Origin of the sequence: Limnobaculum allomyrinae, assembly GCF_016649425.1 — a bacterium.
Taxonomy (GTDB): domain Bacteria; phylum Pseudomonadota; class Gammaproteobacteria; order Enterobacterales; family Enterobacteriaceae; genus Limnobaculum; species Limnobaculum allomyrinae.
In genome coordinates, this window is record NZ_JADRCR010000007.1 from 68649 (window position 1) to 81047 (window position 12399).

The window sequence follows — 12399 nt, forward strand, 5'->3', positions numbered from 1 at the left end:
CACCGGAAGTACTGGTTACTCTTCACTCTTCTTCTTGCTGGATTTAGCCCGTTTTTTCTTTGGTTTTGATTCTTCAAGTTCCGTTGCCTGCTGTATATTTTTAAATACCTGAGGCATACGGTTACGCTTTGCCTGAGCAATTAAATCTTGCAGGGTTACTACCATTGGTTGCATAAAATCCTGATAGCGACACTGTTTTTCACTAATTTGAGTTAACGTAGATTCCCAATGGGCAGTCATATCAGGATGAGCTGCAATTTCAGGTAAACAATGGATCAACGCTCTACCCGCTTCCGTTGAGGTAATCGTCCGGCCTTTCTTCTGTAAAAAACGACGCTTAAACAACAACTCAATAATACCTGCTCGGGTCGCTTCTGTACCTAATCCGTCCGTCGCCCGTAATATTTTCTTTAACTCTTTATCCTGAACAAAGCGGGCAATACCGGTCATCGCTGACAACAGAGACGCATCCGTAAATGGGCGTGGAGGTTGAGTCTGCTTCGCTACCACTTCCCCTTGTTCGCACAACAATTCATCGCCTTTATTTACTACTGGCAATGGTGTTCCCTCATTCTCTTCATCACGCTCTTTACTGCCCAGCAGCATACGCCAACCAGCTTCGGCCAGAAAACGGGCTTTAGCAATAAATTTACCACCGGCAATATCCAGTTCAATAACACATTTCCGATAAACCGCATCCGGACAAAACTGCATCAGATACTGGAGCGAAACCAGCTGATATATTTTCTGTTCATCTGCAGATAAAGAGACCGACGAACTACGTGCCGTAGGGATAATAGCGTGGTGAGCATCAACTTTTTTATCATCCCAACAACGATTACGTTTCTCACTATCAACAACGGGTAATGGGAATATATCTGGCTGATGAGTTTCAATAGCGGCTATCACCGCATGACGATCGGCAAAGTGCTCTTCCGGTAAATAGCGACTATCAGAACGAGGATAGGTAATTAACTTATGGGTTTCATAGAGCCGTTGGCAGAGATCCAATACTTGCTGTGCGCTAAAACCAAAACGTTTCGCAGCCTCAATCTGCAATGCTGAAAGAGAGAAAGGCAACGGAGCCACATCATTCTCTCGCTTATCGTTATATTCTGTGACAAATGCTGGCTGACCGGTGATACGCTTAACCACATGCTCCGCTAAATTGCGGTTAAGTAATCGCCCCTCTTCATCCAGAAAAGACTCACAGGAGTCACTGGGCTGCCAGATAGCGGTAAAACGCTCTTCTGCTGGCGTAACAATATGTGCTTTTACTTCAAAAAAATCCTTCGGTACAAAATTCTCAATCTCTTCATCCCGACGAACCACCAGGCCTAGCACCGGTGTTTGTACTCTGCCAACAGATAATACCCCGTTATATCCGGCATTACGGCCCAGCAACGTATAAGCTCGGGTCATATTAATACCGTACAACCAATCAGCCCGGGCACGCGCTAATGCTGAAACACAAAGTGGGATAAATTCCCGATTATCTCTTAACTTATCAATAGCACGAGTTACAGCCTGTGGATTAAGATCATTAATCAGGCAGCGACGCACCTGCTGACGTTTATCTGCATCAAGTTCGAGGTAATCCAATACCTCATCAACCAACAGTTGCCCTTCCCTATCCGGGTCTCCTGCGTGTACCACTTCATTAGCTTCAGCAAGCAGTCGTTTAATCACATTCAGCTGTTTGGTTACTGAGTCTCTCGGTTTTAGCTGCCACTTTTCAGGAATAATGGGTAAGTCAGAAAGTGACCAGCGTGCATAACGTGCGTCATATTGATCGGGCTGTGCTTGTTCCAGCAAATGCCCCACACACCAAGTCACCACCTGATCGTTGCCACAGACAATAAAGCCATCCTGACGCTTGTGTGGTTTTGGCAGTACATCTGCAATAGCCCGTGCCAGACTCGGTTTTTCGGCAATGAATAAACGCATCAGTGATTATCATTCAATAGAAAATCACGGACAGCGTTATAATCTCCCCGAAAAATAATACGATCGGATTTTTTACTTAATTGATAACTATACATAGGGTCATAATACTCAATTAGCAGCGGTACCAGCCAGTTTTCATGTTTATCACTGCCCTGTCCCATCTGTTGATGATGTAATGCACTATCAAGCTCATTCAGCAGTGTTTGATAACGCTCCATTCCCAGCCGTTTACGAATCGCAAACAGACCGTGATGAAGATAGTGACCAAAGCGTACCCACCCATCATCTTCACCATACTGCTGTTGAAATCCAGCGCTCATGGTATCGATATATTCTTCCTTTAAACGCAGCAGGCGTAATTCAAAGGGATCTTCAATCACGACTAAATTTGCGGTTTGCATTGAATCATAGATCTCCAGCGGCACATGGTTGGAACCAATAGTTTTCCCCTCATCTTCAACCACCCAGCGACAAATACCCTGATGTTGTTGTTTTAGTAACGAGACGGCAACACGATTCTCAAAATTTATCTGGGTACTTTGGTTTTCCAACGTTCTTCCAAATGAAGAACCTCGATGTCTGGCTGCACCTTCTAAATCAATGCCAAAAGGTAACTCTTTCACTAACCGTGTTTTACCACTGCCGGTATTTCCACCAATTACCTTCAGCGGCATGGTAGCAACCTGTTGGTTCACGTTTATCAGAAAATTACGCATTGCTTTATACCCGCCTTTCACCAGCGGATAATTAATGCCTGTTTCTTTTAACCACTGCTGCGTAATATGAGAACGTAAGCCTCCACGCATACAATATAACAATCCCTCGGGATGCTGCTGGCAAAAAGCTCGCCATTGGTCAATTCGCTGTTCCCGAATATCCCCGCTGACTAATTGTTCACCCAATTCAATCGCGGCTTTTTGCCCATATTGTTTATAACAAATACCAACTGCGTGACGCTCTTCATCCATCATCAGTGGCAAATTGGTGGCACAAGCAAATGCGCCCTGAATAAACTCGACCGGAGCGCGCACATCAATTAATGGAATGTCATTAAGAAATATTTGCTGATAATCAGCGCGACTATTGGTTGACATTAACCAACCTCAATCAATGCACGACCTTGCTGAGGAGCAAACAACTCGCCAATGGCCGTTAATGTAATATGGTATTGTTCAGCAATTTTCTGCACTTCAGCTTCAGCCTCTGAGGTAACAGCAATTAACAAGCCGCCAGAAGTTTGTGGATCGCACAGCAAGTTACGCTGTAAATCAGTCAATGATCCAATAAGATGCCCGTAACTATCAAAGTTACGTTGTGTTCCTCCTGGTACACAGCCTTCGGCAATATACTGCTCTACATCCGGTAATTTTGGCACTGCATCAAACCAGATATTGGCCTGTAGCCCCGAGCCCTGACATATCTCACTTAAATGACCTAATAGCCCAAAACCGGTGACATCGGTCATCGCCGTTACACCTTCAACTTTAGCAAACTCTGCACCAGGCTTATTCAACTGACACATAGTTTCCGTTGCTATTCCCTGATGTTGTGGCAGCAATTTGCTTTTCTTCTCTGCGGTAGTCAGTACACCAATACCTAATGGCTTCGTGAGAAACAGCTTACATCCAGCCTTTGCCGCACTGTTTTTCTTAATTTGTTCAGTACTTACTATACCGGTCACTGCCAGGCCAAAAATCGGTTCAGGGGCATCAATTGAGTGCCCACCAGCCAGCGCTATACCTGCCTGCTGGCAGACATAGCGACCACCGTCGATCACTTTCTGGGCAATTTCAGGAGCCAGTTTATTGATTGGCCAACCAAGAATCGCAATAGCCATTATCGGCTTGCCGCCCATGGCATAAATATCACTAATGGCATTCGTTGCCGCAATTCGGCCAAAATCAAAAGGATCGTCAACAATGGGCATAAAGAAATCTGTGGTACTGATAATACCAATACCGTTGCCAATATCATAAACCGCTGCATCATCACGGGTTTCATTACCCACTAACAGATGAGGATCGATAAACTTCTCTTGCTCAGAATGCAGGATCGTTTCCAGTACTTTTGGGGAAATTTTGCAGCCACAACCAGCTCCATGACTGTACTGAGTTAAACGAACATTTTGCTCTGTCATATATCAATTCCTCTTTTTGGCCTGAATGGCAAACGGAGATCAAGCGTATATAGTACCGCGACTCGTCACTATTGATAAGTCATACCATGCCGATCGTGGATATATTGCTCAGATTACAGGATACAGAAAGGAATAAATGCGATGATAATTATGGTGAAGTTTTTGGGTACGCTATTCCATGCATACCCAAAAAACAATCAATCTCAGAAGTAAGAAACAAAAGCTGACGTATCTGGTGCTTTAACTTTAGCTGGTTGCATCAAGGGAGTACCCAAGTAGAGGAAACCAACGATCATATCCTGTTCACGACAACCAAAAGCCTCTCTGACAATAGGGTGTTCAGTCCAAAAACCACTGCGCCATATACCACCAAATCCCTGAGCAACCGCAGCCATCTGCATAGCCTGAACGGCACAGCTTGCCGAGGCTATTTGTTCCCAACGTGGTACTTTATGATGTTCAGTGCAATGGGCCACTACGGTAATGATCATTGGAGCTCTGAAGGGCCCTTTTTGTGATTTTTCCTGTACTGACTCATCCTGACCTGCATCTACCGCCGCAGCCAGTAACACATCGGCAAATCGACTGCGCGCTTCACCTTCAATAATGATGAAACGCCATGGTTCCAGAGTTCCGTGATCTGGAGCTCTCATGCCTGCCCGAATAATGTTGTGCAACGCTTCTCCCTGAGGTGCGGGTTCTGACAAACGAGACGCGGAACGGCGGTTAAGTAATAGTTCTAACGAATCCATAAAACTCTCCAGACAAACGGGGAATTGCCTATTGTAAGGTTAATTATTTGTTACGAACACAAAAATAACGTAACCAATTGGTTATTTAACACTGACTTTTCTATCATCAGGCTTTAGGATATCCAACAATGTTTTTACCGCTTAATGAATGGAGTATACATGCGGGCACTATGGCAAATTTTTGCAACCATATTCAAATTCTCCTGGCGGATTATTAATTTTATTCGCCAGGCTGTTTGTAATCTGATTTTCTTCTTCGTTCTGCTTATTGGTTTTGCGCTCTATATACAAATGCAAGACTCCACTATTCAACCTGAAAAAGGGGCGTTGCTGGTTAACCTGAGCGGCACCGTGGTGGATAGTTTAAGCTCTGACAGTAAATTACGTCAGATAGGTCAAGAGTTGATAGGCAGTAATAAAGACGTTCAGGAAAACTCACTGTTCGATATTGTGAAACAGATCCGCCAGGCCAAAGACGATGACAAAATTAGTGGAATGGTACTATCTCTGAGAAATTTCATTGGTGCGGATCAACCTTCCCTGCGTTATATCGGCAAAGCCTTAAAGGAGTTTCGCGATAGCGGAAAGCCAATTTATGCCATTGGGGATAGTTACTCTCAGGGTCAGTATTATCTGGCCAGTTTTGCCAATAAGATCTATTTATCCCCGCAAGGCTCGGTTCTGTTAACCGGAATTTCCACCAATAACCTCTATTACAAATCGCTACTGGATAAGTTGAAAGTCACCACCAATATTTTTCGCGTGGGCACCTATAAATCCGCCGTTGAACCATTCATTCGCGATAATATGTCCCCTGAAGCTCGCCAGTCTGATAGCCGTTGGGTAAATACGTTGTGGTCTAACTATATGACCGATGTGGCTGCGAATCGTAATATCTCAATTGCAGAACTCTATCCGGAACCTGCTCAGTTAATTCAGCAATTAAAGGCCAGCGATGGTGATACTGCGACATTCGCCCTTAAGAATAAACTGGTAGATGAAATCGCTTCCCGTTCAGCGGTAGAAAAAATACTGAAAGAGACTTTTGGTTGGGATCAGCAAAATAAAAATTATAACTTTGTCAGTATCTATAACTATCAGGTAACAGAGCCTGACTTTGAAAGAGCTAAATTGCCGGAAATTGCGGTCATTTTTGCTAATGGTGCTATTGTTGATGGCCCTGAAATGCCAGGAATGGTTGGCGGTGATACTACCGCTAAGCAACTGCGAGCCGCTCGGCTTAACGACAAAATCAAAGCGATTATACTGCGGGTAAATAGTCCCGGAGGTAGTGTTACCGCTTCGGAAATGATTCGTTCAGAAGTTCAGGCGCTGAAAGATGCGGGTAAACCTGTCGTTGTTTCAATGGGTGGAATGGCCGCTTCAGGTGGTTACTGGATCTCTACACCTGCGGATTACATCATCTCCAGCCCAAGTACCTTAACCGGCTCTATTGGCATTTTTGGCGTTATCAATACATTTGAAAATTCGCTGGATGCCATTGGTGTTCATACCGATGGTGTTTCTACTTCTCCCTTGGCTGATGCGACAATAACTAAGGCATTACCACCACAATTCTCTGAAATGATGCAGTTAACCATTGAGAATGGTTATAAGACTTTTATCAATCTGGTGGCTAAATCCCGGCATAAAACACCTGCTGAAGTTGACAGCATAGCTCAGGGTAGAGTCTGGATTGGTTCAGATGCAAAAACAAATGGACTGGTGGATCAGCTAGGTGATTTTGACGATGCCATTAAAAAAACGGCAGAACTCGCTAAACTGAAAGACTATGAAATCAAATGGACAGTGACAGAACCAACCGTCAGAGAAATTCTGTTAGGTCAGGTTTCTGCATCAGTTAATGCCCTACTGCCAGAAACAATAAAAATTGAACTTCCTGCACCATTGCGCCAGGTTGCAGAGGATATCAATAAACAACCGGGCTTCTTTGGTAACATGAACGATCCCGGTTATCGTTACATTTACTGTTTAAGCTGTAGCTATACGCAGTAATTATTCTGGTTAACGAATCTTCTTTCAGGCCTGGTTTATCACCAGGCCTTTTTCTATCTGTTGAATACATATTATTCTTTGAGTTAATTTTCTATAATCCCCACACTTTCCGATTTATGGTCTGAATTATCATGCAAAATAAGCAAAAAAAATCGATTTATGTGGCTTATACCGGTGGAACAATTGGTATGTTGCGCTCAGAACACGGATATATTCCTGCTTCCGGACATTTACAGAAACAGTTGGCACAAATGCCAGAGTTTCATCGTGATGAAATGCCAACCTTTGTTATTCATGAATATCAGCCTTTAATTGACTCCTCAGATATGACGCCACAAGACTGGCAGCATATTGCTGATGATATTCAGAAAAACTATCACCAATATGATGGCTTTGTTATTTTGCACGGCACGGACACCATGGCATTTACCGCTTCGGCACTCTCTTTTATGCTGGAGAATTTATCCAAGCCGGTCATTGTTACCGGTTCTCAAATACCTTTAGCTGAACTAAGATCTGACGGGCAGACTAATCTGCTCAATGCGTTGTATGTAGCAGCCAACTACCCTATTAATGAAGTTTGCTTATTCTTTAATAACAAACTATTTCGTGGCAACCGCACCACTAAAGTTCATGCCGATGGCTTTGACGCCTTTGCTTCACCAAATTATCCCGTACTGCTGGAGGCGGGTATTCATATTAAGCGCCTGACGGTACCGGATACCTCCCCTTGCACAGGTGAGTTAAAAGTACAGGCTATTGCTCCTCAGCCAATTGGGGTTATTACTATCTATCCTGGGATTTCAGCCGAGATTATTCGCAACTTCCTGCGTCAACCGGTTAAAGCGCTTATTCTGCGCTCATACGGCGTTGGAAATGCTCCACAAGACCCTGATTTATTGAAAGAACTGCGTGATTCCACTGAACGGGGCATTATTGTGATTAATCTAACCCAATGTCTTTCAGGAAGAGTGAACATGGAGGGGTATGCCACAGGGAATGCATTAGCCCACGCCGGTGTTCTTAGTGGCTTCGATATGACGGTCGAAGCAACATTGACAAAACTGCATTTTTTGTTGAGTCTGAACCTTCCTGCTCATCAAATCAGAAGCTTAATGCAACAAAGTCTGCGCGGTGAGTTAGCGGAAAACGAGTAATCATTAAGGGAGTTATCATGAAGAAGGCTTTGCTTTTGGTCGATCTGCAAAACGATTTCTGTCTGAATGGCACCCTTGCTGTTCATGACGGAGATGCGGTTATCGATATTGCCAATCAGGCTATGCGTATTTTCCATCAACATGGCTGGCCGGTTATTGCAACACTGGACTGGCATCCGGCAAATCATAAAAGTTTTGCTATTAATTCAGGTACTCAGCCGGGAGAAGTTGGTACATTAAACGGACTAACACAGGTCTGGTGGCCAACACATTGTGTGCAAAATACCACTGGTGCATCGCTACACCCACAGTTGGAACAGCAATATATCAACAAACGAATTTATAAAGGGCAAGATCCCGAAATTGATAGCTACAGCGCTTTTTTTGATAATGGCAAGCGCTCGGCAACAGCGCTTCATCAATGGCTGAATAGCGAAAACATTCAGCATTTGACGGTATTAGGTTTGGCAACAGACTATTGCGTAAAATTCACCGTTCTGGACGCTTTAGAGCTAGGTTATCAAACGGAAGTGATTGCTGAAGGGTGTCGTGGAGTAAATTTAGCCGCCGGTGACAGCGAGAAGGCCTTGCACGAAATGTCAGCTAAAGGCGCCAGAGTTATTCAACTCCATGATATATAAATCACAGAGTGAGAAGCTTTGGAACATTACCCACGCTTCTCACCCTTCTTATCATTTTGCTCACTGTTTAGTTCGAATATTAAGCTGAATCGATTTTGTTAATATTCGGATACAATTTAACCGAGACTCTTCTCTCCACTCTGTTCATCAACAAAAACCATTGAGGCTGAATTGATGCAATATCGCTTTCCTGTAGGTGGTGACCCATCAGGAAATACATGCCCTAAATGTGCATCACAATGATTACAACGAATCTCAATACGATGCATATTATGTGAATAATCATCAAGATAGCGAACAGCATCAGGACTAATTGCTTCAAAAAAACTCGGCCACCCGCAGCCAGAATCAAATTTGGTATCGGAGTAAAACAGCGGGGAATCACAGCATATACAGTGGTATATTCCTACCTGTTTATTATGTAAAAGATGCCCGGTAAATGGAGCTTCAGTTCCTCTTTCCTGAGTAACATAGCGCTGAATATCTGATAATTCATTGATTTTATTATTCAATGGGTTACTCATTTCCACCCTCTAAAAAATCAGTTATGACAAAAAATAGCTTCCAGACCTCTAATTATAACAATAGATTAACAAAACGGCAGGTGATTTATCGTTAAAACGGTCATTTTCGGAGGCAAAACAGCAATAATTACCCAATTCATATCGAATGGGGTTATAATTGAAAAATCGGCACCCGATAGACCGCCTGAAAAGCACAAAAAACCAGCAAAACTGCGTCCGTTTCTCATTTGTACTCTGACTTTTTTTTGTGATTACTGACAATGATTGACACGATTCCGCTTGACGTTTTGCAAGGTTTTTGTAATTTTACTGGCAGGTTTTAAATTCACTTCATTCACTAACAAACAAGCTGGTGGAACAATATGACTATCAAAGTAGGTATTAACGGTTTTGGCCGTATCGGTCGCTTCGTATTCCGTGCTGCACAAGAGCGCACTGACATTGAAATCGTTGCAATCAACGACTTGCTCGACGCTGAATACATGGCTTACATGCTGAAGTATGATTCTACACACGGTCGTTTCAAAGGCACCGTTGAAGTGAAAGACGGTCAGTTAATCGTTAATGGTAAAAAAATTCGTGTAACGGCGGAAAGAGATCCGGCAAACCTGAAATGGAACGAAGTTGGCGTTGATGTTGTTGCAGAAGCAACTGGCCTGTTTCTGGATGATGCTACCGCTCGTAAGCACATCACTGCTGGCGCTAAGAAAGTTGTGTTAACTGGCCCATCTAAAGACGATACTCCAATGTTCGTTATGGGTGTGAACGATTCTACCTATGCTGGTCAGGATATCGTTTCTAACGCTTCTTGTACTACTAACTGCCTGGCTCCAGTTGCTAAAGTTCTGCATGACAAATTCGGCATTGTTGAAGCACTGATGACGACTGTTCACGCAACTACCGCTACTCAGAAAACTGTTGATGGCCCGTCTCACAAAGACTGGCGCGGCGGCCGCGGTGCAGCTCAGAACATCATCCCTTCTTCTACCGGCGCAGCTAAAGCTGTAGGTAAAGTTATCCCTTCACTGAACGGTAAGTTAACCGGTATGTCTTTCCGTGTTCCAACTCCGGATGTGTCTGTAGTTGACTTAACTGCACGTTTAGACAAAGCCGCTTCTTACAAAGATATTTGTGAAGCAATGAAATCTGCTTCTGAAGGTGCTCTGAAAGGTATTCTGGGTTACACCGAAGATGATGTTGTTTCTACTGATTTCCTGGGCGAAAAATGCACTTCTGTGTTTGATGCCAAAGCAGGTATCTCTCTGAACGACCACTTCGTGAAAGTTGTTGCCTGGTACGATAACGAAATCGGTTATTCAAACAAAGTATTAGACCTGATTGCTCACGTTTCTAAATAAGAGTCATCAGTCGTTCTGATTCAAGAGGGCAGCGTAATCGCTGCCCTTTTTATTGGCGCCATATCAAGTCACAAATTAGCTATGATTAGAAGGGCAACGTTATGTCAGACTTTCTCTTTTCATTACCCATAGAACAGCAATTAACTCCCTATTTAACTCTACGTAAAAAAGATGAGTTAGCCATTATTGTGGTTAACCACCCGAAAGCCAGAGGTGCTATCGCACTGCAAGGTGCCCATCTATTATCATGGCAGCCTAATGGTGAAGAACCCGTCATCTGGTTAAGCAAAGCCAGTCATTTTAAACAAGGTACAGCAATTCGTGGTGGCGTTCCTATTTGCTGGCCCTGGTTTGGAAAAGTCGCCTCCCCTGCCCATGGTTTTGCCAGAAATGAACTATGGCAATTAACAGCACATGATGCGAATGAAGAATCAGTTTGGCTCACTTTCTCTTTGGAAGACAATGAGCAAACTCGCCAAATATGGCCTCACTCTTTTTGTCTGATCGCTCGCATTAAGTTGGGCACGACTTGTGAAATTGAGCTGGAGTCCCATGGTGATTACTCAATTACTTCCGCCCTTCATACTTACTTGAATATTGCCGATATTTCTCAAATCAGCATCTCCGGTTTAGGTTCTCATTATCTTGATACCATCACCGGTAGTGAACATGACACCAGCGATAAAACACTCACTTTTACCGGCCCGGTCGATCGTGTTTATAGTCAACCGGAAGCCTTTAGCCTGATTCAGGATCCAGTCTTTGCTCGCAGTATCGAAGTTCATCATCGTAATGCCCATGATGTTGTAACCTGGAATCCTGCAGCTGAAGGTGCCAGCGGTATGAAAGATATGGAAAACGATGGTTATAAAACGATGGTTTGCGTTGAAACTGCCAATGCTCATCAGCCGGTTGAGGTGCACAGCGATAAACCACAATATTTATCGATGACTATTCGCTGCCACAAAAATGAACCTGTGTAACAAATATTTTTGGCAAAATAAAACCGGTCAATAAATTGACCGGTTTTATAAAAAAGAATAACGCTTAACCAATCAGTATTAGAAAGTGTAAGTCACACCACCGGCAACAATAGCTGAATACGATCTATCAACCATCGGGCTATCTTTCACTTCACTGGCAAGACGGGTATAACGGCCTGTCGCGTAGGTGCTCCAGCTATTATTGATCTTATAGGTTGCAGTCAATTCAGCATAAGGTGACCAGCTGCTGTCGGCCTCATACTTATCCAGACCACTACGAGCAGATTCTTTACCTGATATACCATAGTAGTAATCATTAAAGTTGCTGCTATACCAAACGGCACCAACTCCCGGAGTAATTTTCAAATCATTCAGCACGAAAGGATGTAAGTAAGCAATATCACCACGCAAGCCATTACTTTCATCCAGCATATCTGCAGAGAATGAAGTTCTGATAATACCCCAATCTGCCGTATGCTTATAGCTGACTCCACCCATCATTGTTGAGTCACGATTATCCAGCTTTTTCATCTGACGATCGTCACTTTTACTGGCACGGAAACGCAATGGTGAGTAATAGAGATCCAGTGATAGCTGATTCTGACTATCTTTCCAGACATAAGCACCAGCACCGATACCACGAATATAGAAGTGTTCCCCTTCATAAACAATCGTTGGTAACGGCGATACTTTGTTATCAATGCCTTTATAAGGATACATCTCAACTGCGGCTCCAGCCCCAATAGACCAGGTATCTGCATTGGCAACAGGAACAGCCATTACGGCACCTAAAATGCATGAACTCCAAACTATACGACTTAATTTCATCACTACCCCTGATTTACACATTACTCGCTATTAATTAGCGAGTAATATTCTCACTA

At 43.5% G+C, this 12399-nt stretch carries 11 protein-coding genes; 5 read left to right on the forward strand and 6 right to left on the reverse strand.

All coding sequences use genetic code 11. The features are described 5' to 3' along the window. Positions 1 to 15 precede the first annotated feature (15 nt). The 4 genes from I2494_RS13665 to I2494_RS13680 all read right to left on the reverse strand — a co-directional run bounded on the left by I2494_RS13665 (position 16) and on the right by I2494_RS13680 (position 4836). A complete protein-coding gene (locus I2494_RS13665; protein WP_218467318.1) occupies positions 16 to 1947 on the reverse strand; it encodes a DNA topoisomerase III in 1932 nt (643 codons plus the stop codon). Next, positions 1947 to 3041: a tRNA 2-selenouridine(34) synthase MnmH gene (gene mnmH / locus I2494_RS13670; protein WP_218467319.1), complete on the reverse strand. Its 1095-nt coding sequence runs from the start codon at positions 3039 to 3041 to the stop codon at positions 1947 to 1949. The genes I2494_RS13665 and mnmH overlap by 1 nt, the downstream gene beginning before the upstream one ends. After that, positions 3041 to 4084 (reverse strand): selenide, water dikinase SelD, encoded by a 1044-nt coding sequence (selD, locus tag I2494_RS13675; RefSeq protein WP_218467320.1) that lies wholly within the window; start codon positions 4082 to 4084, stop codon positions 3041 to 3043. Before selD ends, mnmH begins: the two co-directional genes overlap by 1 nt. Before the next feature lie 203 nt (positions 4085 to 4287). Further along, complete coding sequence (locus I2494_RS13680) at positions 4288 to 4836, reverse strand: NAD(P)H nitroreductase (protein ID WP_218467321.1); 549 nt, start codon at positions 4834 to 4836, stop codon at positions 4288 to 4290. A gap of 159 nt (positions 4837 to 4995) precedes the next feature. On the opposite strand from I2494_RS13680, the gene sppA reads away from it, so the two are divergent. From sppA to pncA, 3 genes are all read left to right on the forward strand, one after another. Next, positions 4996 to 6852, forward strand: coding sequence for a signal peptide peptidase SppA (sppA, locus tag I2494_RS13685; protein ID WP_218467322.1), 1857 nt, complete (start codon positions 4996 to 4998; stop codon positions 6850 to 6852). 131 nt (positions 6853 to 6983) lie between these two features. Beyond that, positions 6984 to 8009: an asparaginase gene (ansA, locus tag I2494_RS13690; RefSeq protein ID WP_218467323.1), complete on the forward strand. Its 1026-nt coding sequence runs from the start codon at positions 6984 to 6986 to the stop codon at positions 8007 to 8009. A 17-nt stretch (positions 8010 to 8026) separates the two neighbouring features. Further along, positions 8027 to 8650: a bifunctional nicotinamidase/pyrazinamidase gene (gene pncA, locus I2494_RS13695; protein ID WP_218467324.1), complete on the forward strand. Its 624-nt coding sequence runs from the start codon at positions 8027 to 8029 to the stop codon at positions 8648 to 8650. A gap of 116 nt (positions 8651 to 8766) precedes the next feature. Here pncA and msrB read toward each other — a convergent pair whose 3' ends face one another. Continuing rightward, positions 8767 to 9174 (reverse strand): peptide-methionine (R)-S-oxide reductase MsrB, encoded by a 408-nt coding sequence (gene msrB, locus I2494_RS13700; RefSeq protein ID WP_218467325.1) that lies wholly within the window; start codon positions 9172 to 9174, stop codon positions 8767 to 8769. 362 nt (positions 9175 to 9536) lie between these two features. Here msrB and gapA point away from each other — a divergent pair, with 362 nt between their 5' ends. Both gapA and I2494_RS13710 read left to right on the forward strand, forming a co-directional pair. Further along, the gene (gene gapA / locus I2494_RS13705) at positions 9537 to 10532 is read left to right on the forward strand and encodes a glyceraldehyde-3-phosphate dehydrogenase (protein WP_130590782.1); all 996 of its coding nucleotides are present in this window, start codon (positions 9537 to 9539) and stop codon (positions 10530 to 10532) included. 101 nt (positions 10533 to 10633) lie between these two features. Further along, on the forward strand, positions 10634 to 11515 hold the full coding sequence (locus tag I2494_RS13710) for a D-hexose-6-phosphate mutarotase (protein WP_218467326.1): 882 nt from the start codon (positions 10634 to 10636) through the stop codon (positions 11513 to 11515). A gap of 78 nt (positions 11516 to 11593) precedes the next feature. On the opposite strand, the gene I2494_RS13715 is transcribed toward I2494_RS13710, so the two are convergent. Then, entirely contained in the window at positions 11594 to 12343 is a 750-nt protein-coding gene (locus tag I2494_RS13715; RefSeq protein WP_218467327.1) for a MipA/OmpV family protein, read from the reverse strand. Positions 12344 to 12399: the final 56 nt, after the last annotated feature.